The organism is Arthrobacter sp. NA-172 (assembly GCF_043952055.1).
GTDB lineage: Bacteria > Actinomycetota > Actinomycetes > Actinomycetales > Micrococcaceae > Arthrobacter.
Map to the genome: position 1 here is coordinate 322,950 of NZ_JBINOT010000003.1, position 16,720 is coordinate 339,669.

The 16,720-nt window shown below is 64.8% G+C and carries 13 protein-coding genes and 2 pseudogenes; 5 read left to right on the forward strand and 10 right to left on the reverse strand.

Annotation, left to right across the window (positions count from 1 at the left end):
* Positions 1–151 precede the first annotated feature (151 nt).
* The 3 genes from ACF0H6_RS15500 to ppc all read left to right on the forward strand — a co-directional run bounded on the left by ACF0H6_RS15500 (position 152) and on the right by ppc (position 5,856).
* On the forward strand, positions 152–1,792 hold the full coding sequence (locus ACF0H6_RS15500) for a zf-HC2 domain-containing protein (RefSeq protein WP_395250471.1): 1,641 nt from the start codon (positions 152–154) through the stop codon (positions 1,790–1,792).
* Between the two features lie 197 nt (positions 1,793–1,989).
* Complete coding sequence (locus ACF0H6_RS15505) at positions 1,990–2,892, forward strand: ATP-grasp domain-containing protein (RefSeq protein ID WP_395250472.1); 903 nt, start codon at positions 1,990–1,992, stop codon at positions 2,890–2,892.
* A gap of 165 nt (positions 2,893–3,057) precedes the next feature.
* Positions 3,058–5,856 (forward strand): phosphoenolpyruvate carboxylase, encoded by a 2,799-nt coding sequence (gene ppc, locus ACF0H6_RS15510; RefSeq protein WP_395250473.1) that lies wholly within the window; start codon positions 3,058–3,060, stop codon positions 5,854–5,856.
* A 165-nt stretch (positions 5,857–6,021) separates the two neighbouring features.
* On the opposite strand, the gene ACF0H6_RS15515 is transcribed toward ppc, so the two are convergent.
* The 4 genes and pseudogenes from ACF0H6_RS15515 to ACF0H6_RS15530 form a co-directional block, all read right to left on the reverse strand.
* On the reverse strand, positions 6,022–6,657 hold the full coding sequence (locus ACF0H6_RS15515; protein ID WP_395250474.1) for an ABC transporter ATP-binding protein: 636 nt from the start codon (positions 6,655–6,657) through the stop codon (positions 6,022–6,024).
* Positions 6,650–7,541: pseudogene (locus tag ACF0H6_RS15520) on the reverse strand (FecCD family ABC transporter permease). Before ACF0H6_RS15520 ends, ACF0H6_RS15515 begins: the two are co-directional and overlap by 8 nt.
* Before the next feature lie 258 nt (positions 7,542–7,799).
* Positions 7,800–8,960 (reverse strand): ABC transporter substrate-binding protein, encoded by a 1,161-nt coding sequence (locus ACF0H6_RS15525; RefSeq protein ID WP_395250475.1) that lies wholly within the window; start codon positions 8,958–8,960, stop codon positions 7,800–7,802.
* Positions 8,961–9,104: 144 nt separating this feature from the next.
* Positions 9,105–10,907 (reverse strand): annotated as a pseudogene (locus tag ACF0H6_RS15530) (DUF222 domain-containing protein).
* 193 nt (positions 10,908–11,100) lie between these two features.
* Between ACF0H6_RS15530 and ACF0H6_RS15535 the strand changes: the two are divergent.
* Positions 11,101–11,874 (forward strand): DUF6390 family protein, encoded by a 774-nt coding sequence (locus tag ACF0H6_RS15535; RefSeq protein WP_395250476.1) that lies wholly within the window; start codon positions 11,101–11,103, stop codon positions 11,872–11,874.
* Between the two features lie 144 nt (positions 11,875–12,018).
* Positions 12,019–12,675: a hypothetical protein gene (locus tag ACF0H6_RS15540; RefSeq protein WP_395250477.1), complete on the forward strand. Its 657-nt coding sequence runs from the start codon at positions 12,019–12,021 to the stop codon at positions 12,673–12,675.
* A gap of 117 nt (positions 12,676–12,792) precedes the next feature.
* Here ACF0H6_RS15540 and ACF0H6_RS15545 read toward each other — a convergent pair whose 3' ends face one another.
* From ACF0H6_RS15545 to ACF0H6_RS15570, 6 genes are read right to left on the reverse strand one after another with little or no spacing between them, the layout of a single operon-like run.
* Positions 12,793–13,050 carry a HypC/HybG/HupF family hydrogenase formation chaperone gene (locus ACF0H6_RS15545; protein ID WP_395250478.1) on the reverse strand — a complete coding sequence of 86 codons (258 nt, stop codon included), beginning with the start codon at positions 13,048–13,050 and terminating at the stop codon, positions 12,793–12,795.
* A 13-nt stretch (positions 13,051–13,063) separates the two neighbouring features.
* On the reverse strand, positions 13,064–13,690 hold the full coding sequence (locus tag ACF0H6_RS15550) for a hydrogenase maturation protease (protein ID WP_395250479.1): 627 nt from the start codon (positions 13,688–13,690) through the stop codon (positions 13,064–13,066).
* Entirely contained in the window at positions 13,687–13,806 is a 120-nt protein-coding gene (locus tag ACF0H6_RS15555; RefSeq protein ID WP_395250480.1) for a DUF6893 family small protein, read from the reverse strand. Before ACF0H6_RS15555 ends, ACF0H6_RS15550 begins: the two co-directional genes overlap by 4 nt.
* Positions 13,806–15,338, reverse strand: coding sequence for a hypothetical protein (locus tag ACF0H6_RS15560; protein WP_395250481.1), 1,533 nt, complete (start codon positions 15,336–15,338; stop codon positions 13,806–13,808). Before ACF0H6_RS15560 ends, ACF0H6_RS15555 begins: the two co-directional genes overlap by 1 nt.
* Positions 15,335–15,988 carry a DUF6084 family protein gene (locus ACF0H6_RS15565; RefSeq protein WP_395250482.1) on the reverse strand — a complete coding sequence of 218 codons (654 nt, stop codon included), beginning with the start codon at positions 15,986–15,988 and terminating at the stop codon, positions 15,335–15,337. Before ACF0H6_RS15565 ends, ACF0H6_RS15560 begins: the two co-directional genes overlap by 4 nt.
* Positions 15,985–16,719, reverse strand: coding sequence for a DUF5947 family protein (locus tag ACF0H6_RS15570; RefSeq protein ID WP_395250483.1), 735 nt, complete (start codon positions 16,717–16,719; stop codon positions 15,985–15,987). Before ACF0H6_RS15570 ends, ACF0H6_RS15565 begins: the two co-directional genes overlap by 4 nt.
* Position 16,720: the final 1 nt, after the last annotated feature.

A 16,720-nucleotide genomic window follows, 5' to 3' on the forward strand; every position in this document is an offset into this window, starting at 1 on the left:
TTGGACGGTGTCATTGCCTTAACCATGCACTATTCCCCGCCATTCCCAGTTGGGCCTGTAGGGGACTCGTTCAGAAAAAAAGATTCCGAAACCGCGTCATGAAATGCCACTGCCGCCCACTAAACACATATGGTCAAGAATTTCTACGCTCGTGGTGAAGCCGGTAATGGCGCCTAGTTCTGCCTCGTCACCAGCCGGCGCGCCCAGCGATGGTCAACTTATCGCGATGGTCCGCAGCGGGGACCTGGACGCCTATGGCGGGCTATACGCCCGGCACGTATCCATCGCTTCCACGGTGGCTCGCGAGAACGTCGACAATCCCAGCGACGCCGACGACGTCGTCGCCGAAGCATTTCAGTCGGTGCTGCAGAGCCTGGTTGCGGGCAAGGGGCCCGAGCACTTCTTCCGGGCGTACTTGTTGTCGGCCGTGACACGCCTTTCCCACCATAAGAACCGGAGTGCGGGCCGGACGCTGCCCACCGGGGACGAGACCGTCCTGGACCAGAATATGACCCCGGACGATCCCGTCATCCAGGCTTTCGAATCAGAAACGGTGGCCCGTGCCTTCCAGTCATTGCCGGAACGATGGCAGTCGGCGCTGTGGTACCTGGACGTGGAGCGGATGAAGCCCGCCGCCGTCGCGCCGATCCTGGGGCTGTCACCCAACGCAGTCTCGGCCCTTGGGGTTCGGGCGCGGGAGGGGCTGCGGAGACAGTATTTGCAAATGCATGTCAGTGAGACAAACCAGGGGGTCTGCGCGGAGTTCCTCCCTCTTTTGGGATCGTACGTGCGCGGCGGTTTATCCGCCTCGGCCGAGGCAAAGGTACGGGATCACTTGGACGGCTGCGCCAAATGCACGGCCGTGCTGCTGGAACTCAAGGACGTTCAGGGAACCATGCGGGCTGTGCTCCTGCCCTTGATCACGGGCATCCCGCTGGCTGCGTGGGGAGGCAGCGCCTCAGGACTGGGCATCGTGGGGCAACTACCGTCCGTGCCGGTGGTATCCGGAGGAGTCGAGATCTCGCAGGCTTGGTTGATGTCCATCGTGGCCGCGCTCGCCGTGGGACTGGTGGTGGGAGCCGTCGGCTTCGTCGATGTCCTGACTGGCCAATCCGCACCAAAGGCATTTCAGGGCACCGAGGTGCAAACCACCCCGCCGGGCCGCCCGACGTCGGTGCCGTCACCGCCGTCGTCGACGCCGACGGAGCTTACTCCAACCATCTCGGCAGCGCCCGAATCGCTGCCGCTTCCGTCGTGGCCAGGGGAGCCGGAGCCGCTGGCTCCCGTTGTGGCGCCGGTCTCGGCTCCGGCGGCGGCCCCCGCGCTCATTGCAGTGCCGGCCCCCACCCGGACGAGCGTCCCGACCTCGGCCCCAGTGCCAACCCCGACGCCGACGCAAACTCCGACGCCCACCCCCACCCCGACGACAAATGGTGCAAAAGTCAGCGGCACCGCGCGCCGGACGGACTCGCGGACTGATCCCACGACGGCCACCTTGGAAACCGTCTTCACCCTGTCGCGGGCGAACGGACTCGGGAAGGCCACCGCCGATTTCTCAGTCAACAAGCGCGGTTCGATTTCGAGCAGTTCCGTTACTGCGCCCGCCGGCTGGGCCTGCTCGGCGAAGCCGTTGGATCCGTCCAGCATCAGTTGCACCACGGATTCCGTGCAGCCCGGAGAGCTCGAGTTCAGGCTCAAAGCCACCATTCCGCAGTACTGGAGTGGCCACACACTGACGTATGGCTTGCGCGGAACAGGGATTATGGCGAACACCTTCTCCTATGACTTCTGACGATGCTCCGCCGGTGACGCCCTACCTTCTGAAGGTTCCGTGCGTCATGAAGCGCCGCGCCGGTCCACTTATTTATGGGCAGTGCACTGGGTTGTCCAGCAGGCGGGTAGTAGGCACCAAACAGGTTTTAGGGGCGAGATGAAGGCATCGATGTTCGCTGTTTCTGGCTTTGCATGCCCGGCCGCGGGGACGTTCTGATGGCCAGGATTCTGGTGACCGGGGTTGGTGGGCTGGCAGGATCGTCGCTGGCGAGGCAATTGAGGGAGCGTGGCCACTACGTCCTGGGGGTGGACATGCAGGCGGTCCGCCCGGACGTGGCCAGCGACACGGTGGTGGTGCCCCCGGCCAGTTCGCCGGACTACTTGCCTACACTTTGCGAGTTGGCCGTAAGGCGCCGGGTGGACTTGGTGGTGCCAACCGTCAGCGATGAACTTCCAGGCGTATCCGAAAGCCGGCCGGTCTTCGGGTCCGGCATTGAGGTGTTGATAGCGCCACGGTTGGCCATCCACATTGCGAACGACAAATACCTGACCATGACGGCGCTCCGGTCAGCCGGGATCAGTATTCCGGACTTCGGGCTACCCCTGGATTTCGCGTCGGCACGGGACGCCCTGGACTGTCTGGGCGGAGCAATCGTGGTGAAGCCGCGCGTATCGCGCGGCGGAAGGGGCGTACGGCTCATTGAGCACGCCCACGACGCCGGGAATTGGGACAACCTGGACAGCTCGCTGATTGTGCAGCGTTTCGCGCCGGGCACCGAGTATGCGCCGGTGGTCCTGCGGAACGGACCCGACGGCGACCCGGACGACGTCGTGGTTGTGCTGGAAAAGACCGAGCTCAAGGAGGGACGTGTCGGCAACGCCGTCTCGGTCAAAAGGGTGGAGCCACCAGCCGCCGTGGACGTTGCGGCGCTCGCCGTTGCCGCCGTCGGGGTTCTGGGACTGATGGGACCGGCCGACGTCGACATCCGGCGGATGCCGGACGGCACCCCGGTGATCCTTGAGGTGAACGCAAGGTTCGGCGCCAACAGCGCGCAGGCTCCCGAACTCGTTGAGGGAGTCCTGCGCAAGCTCGGGCCGGCGAGTCCACCGGTGCGGTAGTGGGCAACAAACCAAGTGCGGCGGCACATGTCAGACGACAACATCTGAGACAGGTTGCCACCCCCGAAAGAGCTATGGGTAGGATTTCCTAGGAAACATTAGTAATCAGGCTCACAGTATCCAGCGCAGTGTACGGGCCACACCCAACGCCAGAAGGTATCTTTCATGGTTGACACTGCACATCTCAGCACCGATCTCGCCGCGGAATTGCGGGCCGACGTCCGCCGCGTTTCCACGCTTCTCGGAGAGTCGTTGGTTCGCCAGCACGGCCCGGAGCTGCTGGAGCTCGTGGAGCAGGTCCGCCTGCTCACCAAGGAATCCAAGGAAGCCGCCCGCGGCGGCGCTGATGCCACGGGCCCGTGGAGCGCGCACGACGTCGTCGCCCAGGTTCGGGAGCTCCTCGCCTCATTGCCGCTTGAGGAAGCCACGGAGCTGGTGCGCGCCTTCGCGTTCTACTTCCACCTGGCGAACGCGGCGGAGCAGGTGCACCGCGTCCGCGGACTGCGGACCCGACAGGAAAAGGACGGCTGGTTGGCCAAAGCCGTGGCCGAGATCGCCGACGAAGCCGGAACCCAGGCGCTGCAGGACGTAGTCAACGAGCTGGACGTCCGCCCCATCTTCACGGCGCATCCCACCGAGGCTTCGCGCCGTTCGGTGTTGGATAAGATCCGCAAGCTTTCCGATGTCTTGGCGGAATCCACGCATGAGGGCACCGCGGCGCGCCGACGCCAGGACCGTCAACTCGCCGAGATCATCGACCAAATGTGGCAGACCGACGAACTGCGCCAAGTCCGCCCCACCCCGGTGGACGAGGCCCGCAACGCCATCTACTACCTGAGCAGCATCCTGACTGATGCCATGCCGGAAATGCTCACGGACCTTTCCGAACTGCTCGGCGAGCACGGAGTGGTCCTGCCTGCGCACAACGCGCCCATCCGCTTCGGTTCCTGGATTGGCGGGGACCGCGACGGCAACCCCAACGTCACCGCCTCGGTCACCCGCGAAATCCTGCAGCTGCAGAACCAGCACGCCGTGCGGATCAGCATCTCCATGATCGACGAACTGATTTCCGTCCTCTCCAATTCCACTGCGTTGGTGGCCGCGGAACAGGACCTCCTGGACTCGACCGCCGTCGACCTCAAGAACCTCCCCGGGCTGGACAAGCGCATCCTGGAGCTGAACGCGCAGGAGCCGTACCGCCTCAAACTGACGTGCATCAAGGCGAAACTCATCAACACGGGCCGCCGCGTGGCCGCCTCAAGCCACCACGAACATGGCCGCGATTATGCCTCAACTTCAGAGCTTTTGGCCGAACTCGAGATGCTCGAAAACTCGCTCCGCAAGCACTCAGCCGTGCTCGCGGCCGACGGCGCCCTGGCGCGTGTCCGCCGTGCGATCGCGTCATTTGGACTGCACCTGGCGACCCTCGACATCCGCGAGCATGCCGACTACCATCACGACGCCGTCGGGCAGTTGATGGACCGGATCGGCGCCGGAACCCCTTACGGGGAGCTGAGCCGCGCGGAACGCTTTGAGCGACTGAGCGCGGAGCTGGCTTCGCGCCGCCCGCTGTCCGGTCACCCCATTAAGCTCGACGGCGACGGTGACCGCACTTACGACGTCTTCCGCAGCATCCGCCACGCGCTCCAAACGTACGGGCCCGACGTCGTCGAAACCTACATCATTTCCATGACGCGCGGCGCGGACGACGTCCTGGCTGCCGCGGTGCTGGCGCGTGAAGCGGGACTGATTGACCTCTTCGGTGCGGCTCCCTACGCCAAGATCGGTTTCGCTCCGCTCCTGGAGACCGTGGAAGAACTGCGCGCGTCGGCCGAAATCGCGGACTTGCTGCTCTCGGATCCTTCCTACCGCGAGCTGGTCCGGCTCCGCGGCAATGTCCAGGAAATCATGCTGGGCTACTCGGACTCCAACAAGGAATCCGGCGTGATGACCAGCCAGTGGGAGATCCATAAGACCCAGCGCAAGCTGCGCGATGTGGCGGCCAAGCACGGCGTGAGCGTCCGGTTGTTCCATGGCCGCGGCGGCTCCGTGGGCCGTGGTGGCGGACCCACCTACGATGCCATCATGGCCCAGCCGAACGGCGTGCTCGAGGGTGCCATCAAGTTCACCGAACAAGGCGAAGTCATCTCGGACAAGTACTCCCTGCCGGAGCTTGCCCGCGAAAACCTTGAGCTCTCGCTCGCCGCCGTGATGCAGGGTTCCGCGCTGCACCGCACCCCACGCACCTCGGACGACGAGCGCGAACGCTACGGCCACGTCATGGAGATCATTTCCGACGCCGCGTTTGCCCAGTACCGTACGCTGATCGACGATCCGGACCTGCCGGCGTACTTCCTGGCCTCGACGCCGGTTGAGCAGCTCGGATCCTTGAACATCGGCTCGCGTCCCTCCAAGCGCCCCGATTCCGGCGCCGGACTGGGCGGACTCCGGGCTATTCCGTGGGTGTTCGGCTGGACGCAGTCGCGGCAGATCGTTCCCGGCTGGTTCGGGGTGGGCTCGGGCCTCAAAGCTGCCCGCGAGGCAGGCAACAGCGGCGAGCTGGCTGAGATGATGAAGCGCTGGCACTTCTTCCAGTCGGTGATTTCCAACGTGGAGATGACCTTGGCCAAGACGGACCTGGACATCGCCGGGCACTACGTGTCTTCGCTTGTTCCAGAAGAGCTGCACCACCTCTTCAAGGCAATTCGCGCCGAGTACGAGCTCACGGTTGCCGAAGTGGAACTCCTGAGTGGTGAAACCGAGCTTCTGGAAGCCCAGCCCACGCTCAAGCGCTCGCTCGAAATCCGTGATCAGTACCTCGACCCCATCAGCTACCTGCAGGTGGAATTGCTGCGCCGCGTCCGCGAGGCCTCAATCTCCGGCGCCGAGATCGACGAACGCCTCCAGAGGGCCATGCTCATCACAGTCAACGGCGTGGCCGCCGGCCTCCGCAACACGGGATAGCCCCGCTTCCCCGCCCGACGCTCGCTCATGTGGGTGAGCGTCGGGCGGGACGCTCCTGCACATTTTCCCCGTAGTCCACCACGATCGTGGTGCGGGGCACGCCGTCGTCGGAATATTCCACAGTGCTGACGGGGACCCCGTATAGCGCGGAAAGCCGGGTGTCCGTCAGCAGCTCCGAGGCATTTCCGGCGCTCGCGCCGGTTCGTCCAGGAGGACTACCTGACCGGCCAGGTGCATCGCGTGGTCCGGATGATGGGTGCTCAGGAGCAACGCCATGCCGTCGGCCATGAGTTCGCGCAGGAGCTTCAACACCCTCACCTGGTTTTTCAGGTCGAGGCCGGTGGCCGGCTCGTCAAGGACCAGGAGGGGCGAGCCTGCGGCGATGGCGCGTGCGATGAGGACCAGTTGCTGCTCCCCGCCGCTCAAGGTCGGAAAGAGCCGGTCCTGGAGTTCAGCAGCACCCACCCGGTCCATCGCTTCTACGGCTGCGGCGCGATCGGCATTGCCCGGCGAGCGGAAGACGCCCACATGCCTCGCCCGCCCCATCAGCACCATGTCCAGGGCGCGGTAGGCGAACGTGCTACCGTGCGCCTGAGGCACATACCCCGCGCTCTGCTCCCGGAGCACTACTCCTTCCACAGGCGCCAGCAGGCCCGCGGCGCACCGAACCAAGGTGGTCTTGCCGCTTCCGTTGGGTCCTAGGACGGCGGTGGCAGTTCCCGGAGTCACCGTGAAGCTAACGTCCCGAAAGACCCATTTCCGCTGGTTGTAGCCAAAGCCCACCCGGTCCAGCTCAAGCACTTTCCCAAATCCTTTCCCGGTTGCGGCGAAGGAGCAGGAAGAACACAGGCGCGCCGATCAGGGCTGTGAGGACGCCCAGGGGTATTTCACCGGCGGTCGCCGTTCGGGCCACCGTGTCCACCAGGACGATGTACGCGCCGCCCAGTAAGAAGGACACCGGAAGGAGGACCCGATGGTCCGGCCCCACCCACATGCGGGTCAGGTGCGGGACCACGAGGCCCACCCAACTCACGGCACCGCTGACCGCGACCGCCCCGGCCACGATCAGCGCCACCGCGAGCAACACCACCCAGCGCAGCGGCCGCGGCCGCACGCCCAAGGCCGCCGCGTCGTCGTCGCCCAAAGAGAGCACGTTGATCCGCCACCGCAGGGCGAGGAGTACAACGGCGCCGCCCAGGATGGGGACCGCCGCCACTAGCACTTTGGTGAAGGTAGCCGTGGCTACGCTGCCGAGCAGCCAGAAGACGATGGCGGGCAAGGTGGTGTTGGGATCCGCGACGTAGGTCACCAAAGCGACGAGGGCAGAAAAGAACGATCCCGTGACCACCCCGCCCAGCACCACCATCAACATGGGTGTCCCGCCGCGGCCAGAGGTGATCAGAAACAGGGTTGCAAGGGCGATCATGCCGAACGCAAAGGATCCAGTCACCAGGAAGTGCGGACTCCAAGCCCAGAAGCAACGCCAGTGCGCCGCCGAACGAGGCCCCGGCTGAGACTCCAATGATTTCCGGACTGACCAGCGGATTGCGAAAAACGGCCTGAAGGGCAGCCCCGCCGAGCGCCAGACCGCCGCCTACCAGCGCCGCGAGAAGGATCCGGGGGAGCCGCACAAGCAACACGACGTTTTGCTCGGTGCCGCTTGCATCGTTGGGAAACGGAGCCACTTGAGAAACCAGGATCTCGACGACGTGCCCAGGGGAACGCTGTAGCGGCCGACGGCGAGCGCCAGCAGGCCTGCGGCCATCAATAACGTGGCAGCAAGCGCGATTGGCACGACCGCGGCCGGTTCCCGCCGTCGGTCGCGTGATCCCTGCCCGGTCCCTTCCGTCGAGAGCCGACGACGGCGCAAGCCGCCTAAGCCGCGGCGGTTCAGGCCGCGCCGCTTGAGTTCGTCGTGCTGCAGGCGGGGAGGGCTGGTTTCATCAAGCATTGAATTGCTGGTAGTTCGCGGACGCGTTGTTAGAGGTAGTCCACAGGATCTTGTTGAGTTCGTCGGGAGTGGGCTCGTGGTTGTAGAGGAAACGGAAGTACTCGCTGACTTTGCTCCGCAGCGGCGACTTGTCCTGCGGGAAGGCGATGTCTGCGAGCCAGTGCCACATGAGCGGCGATTCCTGCCCCGGCGGATCCCAGCGATACCCGCCGAGCGGGACCTTATAGACCCGGCGGGAGCGCACTGCGGAAACGTTCTGCCAAACGGGGTTCGAGTAGATGTCTTGGGGCATCGCGTTGTCGAAGTTGCCCAGCAGGATGACCTCGGGATCCCATTTGAGAACTTGTTCCACGTCCAGGCCCACCATCCCTGAGCCGGGCAGCGGATCCTTGCCCGTGGCAGGATTTGTGGCCCCTATGAGCTTGATGTAGAAGTCGTTATAGCTGGTGGCGCCCGCAACTTTGAGGCCTCCCGAGAACCGGTTGAAGTACAGGACGCTGGGGCCTTTGCCGCTTCGGGCGGCCGCCTGAGACTTGATGGCGGCCGATTCCTGATCGCTCCGGGCCTTGATCTCTGTGGCACGCTCAGGTTTTCCCAGCATTGCCGCAAACATCGTGATCCAGGCGTCCACATCCTGCTGGGTGCCCGTGTTTTTCAGGCCGATGACCGTGAGCCCGGCTTTTTCGAGGGGCTCGACGAGCTGCGCATCGGACCACTGGATCACGACGTCGGGGTTCAAGGCGCGGACGCTCTCCACGTTGGGCGTGAAATCCTGTGCAGCGATGTCGTGCGGGATGTCCAGGGCCCGGGGAAACATACTCCCCATGACACCGTCGCGCATCGCCACCCACGAAACGTTGTGCATGGCGGCCAGGTGATCCGGGCTTTGGTCCACCGCGACAAGAAGCGATGCCGCCGGCATCGGGATAGTCACCACGCGCGTCACGGGACGGGCGAACGTCGCCGTCTTGCCGCGCTGGTCGGTCACGCTGATGCTTGCCTTGGACGGCGCGGCGGACCCTGACGGCAGCGCAGAAGCGGAGGACGGCGACGCGGAGCCGGCTGAACCGCCGCACCCGGCAAGGAAGGTCACGGTGCCTCCAGCCACAAAGATCTGGAGGGCCGTACGACGGTCTAGCTCAGAGGTTCCCATGGTTTGATCCCTCGGTGCATCGGTCTTCACAGCATCCGCTCGTAGGGTGTGGCTGTCAACGATTTTGCCGCCGCCATGGACCTGAAATCCCCTCAAAGGGCCATGGCACGATCCCCGTGCGCCCTGTGTGAAGTTGCCGTGTGTTCAGACGCCTTGGTGCACGGCGTATTCGGAGATTGGGCCGTTCAGGGGCACGGACCAGCCGGGATCGTCGGCGTCGGGCGCGGACCAGCCAGGATCGTCGGCGTCGGGTGCGGGCCATGGATGTGCGGCAGTGAATGATGCCCATTCGGGGAAGGGGTCCGGGGGCAGGTCTTGGTCGCCGGGTGTGTGGGTGGTCGCGAAATGCTCTGGCCAATCCGGTGGCCAATGCGGTGGCCAGTGGGGTGGTTCCCAGTCTTGGTGTTCGCCGGGGTAGTGCCGTTGTGCCGGTGATGTCCACCCCGGGGGGTTGTCTTTGCCGGCTGGGGTGGGTGTCCATCCGGTCCGGTGTTTGAGGCGGTGGTGTTTGGGGCAGAGCTGGCCGAGGTTGTTGATGCCGGTGGTGCCTCTGTCGGCCAGGCCAGGAGGTGGTCTGCTTCGTTGTCCAGGGAGTGGTTGTTGCAACCGGGGAAGGAGCATTTGCCGTCCCGGAGCCGGAGCCATTGACGCATGGCCTTCGTGACACGGTAGCTGGTCCGCCCGATTTCCAGCGGGGCCCCGTCCCGGGGGTCCGTCAAAACACGGTGAAAGGAATCGGCGCCGTCGGCGATCAGGGCCCGGGCCGCCGAGGGCGGGATCGGCCCGTACCCGTCCAGCATGGCCGGTTCCTCCGTGACGCCCAGCAGCGACAGGACCGGGACGGTGATCAGGACCTGCGCCCGCGGAGACGGAACACGCGCGGCCACGCCCGCGCCGGTGCAGTCGGGCGAGCCGCCGTCGCCGTGGGGCAGGTCGCCGTCGCCGTCGGGCATGGCGCCGGTGGTGTGGCTGGCCACGTGGTTGGTGAGGAGCCAGGTGGCGGTGATGTCGGCGCGGAGCTGGGCCAGGGTGCGGGGCTCGTCCGGGCGTTGCAGGGCGCGGGCGGCCGTGGTGGCCCGGTTCCAGATCCCCGTCGCGGTGGCTGCCGGGAGGTAGATGGAGAGCCATGCCATGGCGTCCCGGTCCGGGACGCACTCGACCCGCCGGTCCGCGGCGCTTTTGGTGTGGCGTTCTTCGATGCTGAGCCGGTGGTGGCGTTCGCGCCATGTGCGTGCCTTGGCCCGGAACCGGGACGGGACCAGGTCCCCGGCGTGGCAGCCGCGGGCCGGGTCCGGGGCGCCCGGGTCCAGGAAGTGCGCTTCCAGGGCGGCTGCCCCGGCCGGATCCAGGGCTGCCGGTTTCGTCCACAATGATCCGGGCGTGCTGCCAGGAGATCCTCCCGGATTGAAGGGCGGCCAGGGTCAACGGCAGGACCGTGCTCAGTGTCCGGGCCTCGGACAGGAAGGCCCCCGCGGTCCGTTCGCTGACGGTCAGGACACAGGCGACCTCGGCGACCAGGGCAAGTTCCCGGGCGGTGCTTTCCTGCGGTGAGGCCACCGGGGCGGCCAGGGCCGTGGCGGCCTGAACGTATTCCGCGGCGAGCCTCGCCTTCAGTGCCGCGGTCCGGGCCTCCAGCCGGGCGACTTCGGCGAGGCCGTCCAGGCAATCATCGGCCAGACGCCGCAACGGATCGGACACCTGGAAAGAACCTGACTCCTCGAAGGAACCTGAATCTTGGACGGAATCTGTCGCTTCGAAGGAACCTGAATCTTGGGAGGAACCGGTCTCCTGCACCGAATCCAGGCCGGGCAGATCACAATGGTCCGCGCCGGTGCCTGTGAACGCGGCAAGCACAGCAACGGACGTAGCAACGGCCTCCACGGCCGCGCTGATTTCCGCACTCCAAGCTGTACTCCAGCCCGCGCTCCACGCTGTCCTTCGATCCATACCCACAGCATCGCAGGAGGCACCGACAATATTAGATCCAGGGGAATTTTGGGTCCAAAAGCATTCACTGCGCGGGCCTTCCCACATGATTCTTCGAATACGGCTGCGCGCATCTCCGCTGAGTCAACGGACCCTTGTCCATGCTCCGGCCCGGTGTTACTTTCAAGGAACCCTTGTAGAAGGTGGCCACGCGATGATCATCGATGGTGCGCAGTTGTTCGTCCGCTACGCTTACCCGCCGAATGCCCGGGGCAGTTGCGGGCCGCCGGACAGTGATGCGCTGCTCCACTACGGCCAATCCGGCGTGACCGATCAAGGACTGCGGCAACTCGCCAAGGGTTTCGCGGGGGCATGGCCTTACCTTGAGCTCATCGCGGGTGCCACGGGGATTGCTGATCCGCTCGATGCCCGCGTCGTTGAGGCGTACTGGGTGGGCAATAGTTTGTTGGATACCGTGGGGATGACGAACATTGGCAATTCCATGGAAGACCGGTTCCGTGCCCGGACCGGCCTGCAGTTTTCGCATCTGGTGGAAGGTGTCCTGGCTGGCGGAGTACCTCATCACAGCTTCCATGTGTTCGAGATTTATCCCTGGCTGGGACTGCTCCGTGACGAGCGCCGCTACGCAACCGCTCTGAACGTGCTCGACCGGTGCCGCATCCGGTGGGGTGAGGTCTTGGCCGTCACCGGCGACGAAGCCGTGGTCAGCTCGAGGCCGCTGGTATGGGACGGGGTGGCGCTCGGCGTCGGAGAGCCCGTGGTGGAGTCAGCAAAATTTGCCGTCAATGGAACCGGGTTCGTGGCTGGACTGAGCGTCGGCGACACCGTCTCGCTGCACTGGGATTGGGTGTGCGACCGGCTCACCCCGCACCAACTCCAGCAGCTGAAGCACTTTACGGTTCGCCACCTCAAGATCGCCAACACCGGCGTCGAACACCGTGGTGCGGCGATCGCGCTCGAACACTAGATGCTGAACGCAAACGGGTCCATAGTTCGGCCCAAAAAGAAAGGACTCGCCGTCCGGCGAGTCCTTTCCAAATTCATTTGTCCATAGGGGGAGGCTTTCGCCCGCAAGTCCTACAGCTCGTGTCACCCATAGTACGTTGTCCATATGACTTCCGCAAAGACGCCGGGTCTTGCAACCATGCAGGCAGTGCTATCTCAACCGCGCATGATGACATACGAGCGAGCGGCATGTAGCAACCCCGATCGAGCCGTCCGCTTGTATGAATGGAACGCGAAGATGGCGGCCGCGTTGATGTTCCCGATGCATTTTGCTGAAGTGTCAACGAGGAATGCAGTCTCTGAAGGAATCGAAGCTGTTTACGGTTCCAGTTGGCCGTGGAACCAGACATTCGAAAGGAGCCTGCCGGTGGCTCCGCGAGGGTTCAATGCACGTCAGGAGTTGGTTGACGTGCGAAGAAGACAGCCGACGACTGGCAAAGTCGTAGCCGAGTTGAAGTTCGTTTTCTGGCAGAAGATGTTCACAGGGCGGTTTGACGGCCGCCTCTGGAATCATCAGATTCTTGGCCTGTTTCCTCATTCCTCAGTCACGGACGCCGCCCAATTGCGGTCCCGAATCTACTCCGATCTCGAGGTAATCCGTCTCCTCCGCAACCGGATGGCCCATCACGAACCCATCTTTAGTCGGAACCTCAACGACGAGCTAACTCAAATATTGGATCTCGTCGAACTACGGTCTGTGACGTTGTCAGCCTGGGTGCGTGCGACAGAAGGAGCAACTGCACTGTTACCGACGAAACCGTAGTTCCCGCCATTGTTTCTCTAGGTAGTACTCACCCAGAACTGCACCCATGGAGAGGACCGGTGGGGTTGGGACTGCTTAGCCCGTCGAGCGGTAACGTTGGTCAAACGACGACGGCGGTTAACCCGCCCCACCCTCGCTTTCCCGTGGTTGGCCCATCAACTCCAGACCGCTCATAGCCCGCTCCGCGCCGTCGGCGTCGACTCGCTCCAGGGCGAACCCCATATGGATAAGGACCCAGGTGCCGGGCTCAAGGGGGCCTTCGTCCAAGAGCCCGATGTTGATTTTCCGTTGCACTCCGGCCACATCAACAAGGGCAAGCTGGTTGCCGTAGCCCTCAATGAGTTCGATGACCTGGCCCGGTATTCCTAGGCACATGATGGGTACTCCTTTAGGCCGTTACGGATGGGTTGTCGAGTGTGTGGCCGGTCAGAAGGGATACGACGGCGGCAACGGCCCCGGGCACCGCTGCGGTCACCGGATCCGACAAACCGATTCCCTCGCTCACATCTGCGGGCACACAGCCCACGACGTAAGTGGTCGGCAGCTCGCCGCCGAGCGTGCGAAGGCGCCCCAGCACAGCCGCGGGATTCATGCCGTGCGGGTCCAACGCGGCGTCGAGGTCCAAGTCTTCCTGCCGGATTCGCATCACCCTGAGGCTGCCCGCGGCCGCGTCAGCATCGGCGGATGGCACGGCGTCCACGAGGACCAGGACATCCACGCCGTCGAGCAAGTCATAGGCCAGATGCATCCCCCGGATGCCGTAGTCCACCACGCGGACGCCCGCCGACGAAGCACCAGCCGACGAAACATCAGCCGACGAAACGCCCGCCGCCAAGTCGCCCGCCGCCAAAACGCCCGACGCCGACAGTCGGGAATCACCCGCCAGGCGCCGGGCCACCTCGGGGCCGAAACCGTCGTCGCGCAGGAAAATGTTGCCCACGCCGGCTACCAAGACCCGGGCTGCGGCCTGCCCAAAACCTGCAGGCGATTCAATAGGCTCGACCCCGGAGTTCACATCCTCCGCACCTTCATGTATCGCTGGATATCCGGGATTGAACGCAGCCCGACGTACACGGCGCCGAGGCCCACAAGCGCCAACATCCAGACGGCGACCATTCCTATAGCCCTCATCACGGACCTTCCTTTCCCTCCTGCGTTTTGGGATCGTTGCCGGGCGGCAGCGGTTGACGCGGTCCAAGCGGTTCCAGCGGCTCCAGCGGTTCCAGCTCGTCCGGCGCGTAGTAGAAGGACCTGCCATAGCCTTCATGGAGGTCGGCCGCCGGGTCCTGTTCGAGCACCAAGCCAACGTGGGTGCTGCCGTCGACGTCAAAATGGACGCTGGTGACCCTGCCCGTCTGGCCCGCGAAGAACAGGTCTTGCGCATCGGCCCGCCTCCGGGGATTGACCCTCACCCGGCTGCCGCGCGCCACCGGAACGCCATTGATAACGACGGCGTCCGCGCTCGGCTGCACGCTTGCCTCCGCCTCCGGCGCCCACCAGGGAAGGTCCTCGCCAGCACCGGGAGTAAGTAACGTATCGACCGCTGGCCAGTCGAAGAGCGGTTCGTCAGGAGACGGCCCAGCCGCGGAAGCCGGAGAATCAAGCGAATCCAGCGAATCCAAGGAATGGGGATTGCGCAGGATCCCGTGGAGCTGCTGCAGTTCTTCAGGAGACATGGCTTCACAACGGTCGATGATCGCCGCCGCGCGCGGGTCCGTCGCCCTGGCCTCCGCTTTCTCTTCTTCGGTGAGCGTCAGCACCCGCAGGGTCAGGATTTCGTCGATTTCCGTGGAGTCGTAGAGGGCCACCGAACTCTCAGCCGCCACCGCGGGGTGGTCATACAGAATGATTGGCGAGACCAGTAGCACATCACGTTGCCCTTCCGGACCCGCAAGCACGGGCCAGCAACGGCGCTGGACGCACGATTGTGCAGCCAGCCGCGCCTCCTCTGGCGGCTCAAGCAGCGACACGAAATCTCCATCGCGGACGCCCAAAAGCAGGTGCGTTCCGATGAACGAACTGGCAATGGCTTCCTGCTTGCCTCTCGGCTCAGGCAGCGTGCCGGCCGTGTTCGCCGCGGTCACCCGCAACCGCACAAGACCGCTTCCGACGGCGTTTGCCTCCAGGCGCACTTCGCCCCGGAGCTCGTGGCGGCGACGCACCAGGCGCCCGGCCAACTGTGCGTCCGCCGTCGAGCCCTCGGCGCCGGCCCCCAAGCCCTCGACGTCGGTCCCGGAGGGAATCTCGACGGGCAGAACCATCGACCCGTCTCTGGCCGCCAAATCGGCGACGGAGAACGGCCCGAACGTGACCTCCTGCTCAATCGCCTCGTCCCAACTCAACCAACGCTTGGCCCCGAAACTGAGCTCATCCACAGGAGTGAACCCGCCGCCGTCGTCGGCTCTTTCCGCGGTGCGGGACTGAAGTTGCAGGAACCGAAGATGGATTTCCACTTCAGCCTGCGGGCCCGGGGCGAGGAGGCAATCGGCGAACATGTTTGGTTCTTCCCCCGTGCCGTCCAGAGCCGCTCCCGGCGGCCCCAGGATCCCGAACTGCCAGCGCGACTGGTTTTTCTGCGACGAAGCGCGGTACGGGTACAGCAAATAACCCTCGTAGAGGACGGCGCCCGCAACCGCGCGGGCAAGGCTCAGGCTCATATTCATGGCAACGGTTCTCCCGCCACCGCCGCGGTGTCGGAAAGCAACGACTCCACGGTTGCGTCCCAGGACGTCAATCCCCGCGCCGATTTGTATTGCGACAAGGCTGCCAGCACATCGCGGTCCAAGCGAATCCACCCCGCGTTGGGGAAATACAGGTTCACCAACTGACGCCAGACGGCCACCGGAAGCCGGTAAGAGGCCTCAAGATCCCAGGGCACTTGCTCCACCCCGAATCCGGTCTGTCCTTTGGTGAACACGGTGCCGGAGAAGAGGAACTCCAGGGGGATCTCGCCGTCGCGCAATGCATGGAGGTACTTCGCCGCAGCCACCTCGAAGTCAAAAGTGCAGGGAAGGGCGAGGTCGACGTCGGTGGCACCGGTGAAGCCCTGAACCATGATGCTGCACTGCAGCCAGAGGAACGACTTCAGCGTGGTGGGCCACCGGCCGCGCTCGCCGAACAGGTCAAGCAGGCCCGGTTCCTCCTCCGGGGCGTAGCCGCGGCGCTGGGGGAGGATGCGGACCTGGCAGCGCAGCGCGATGGCGTGCACGTCTGCCCCGCTGGACTCGGTCACCCGCAGCCTGGCCGTCAGCTGCGGAGCGGCGGCGTAGGGCTCGGGCTGAAGGTCGACGACGGCGAAGTTGAGTGCCGTCATGGTTGGCCTCCAGGCACTCCAAGCACTCCAGACGCACCGCGTACTCCCGGCACGGACACGCTGCCGCCGTCGTGCCCGCGGTTGTCCTCGTAGACGGGTTTGCTGCGGCGGCTGACTTTTTCGAAGAATTCGGTGAGCTGACCGCGGGCCTCTTGTCCGCCGTCGAACCCTCGCCAGACCCGACGCAAGTGTCCCACCAGCTCGTAACAGGCGTCCACCGGAACCAGATGGCAGTCGGCCTGGAGACGGTCGGGACCCGGGCCACGGATCAGGAGGGCCTCGGTGTCTGGAGCCGCCACGGATAGCGCGGGATTGCGCGCCAGTGCTGCGTCCCAAGCGACGAGGGGAAGCTCGGATTCCGTGGCGCCGGCTGGACCGGGGTAGAACGCGACTGTCCGGTCAAGCTTGGAACTCCGGAAGAAGAAGGCCAGGCCCACGGGAATCTCCAGCTCATCCCACTGGCCCGGACCGAGCTCGAAATCGGGGAAGGAGAGGTACCTGTCCGGAACGGAGCGGTAGCGCAAATGGGCGGTGCTATCGGTGAAGAGAAGGTAACAGGGCCGGCACGTGCACATCATGGCGTGGCTCTCGATATCCACCACATGCTGGTGCTCATCGGGGATGGGTTCCCCGCACATCTCGCAGCGCTCGCCAGCGGCCGGAGCCGGCCTGACAGAAGCGATCCTCCGCAACAAGGCAATCGGCAAGCCCTCCGCACCAGTCCCCGCCACG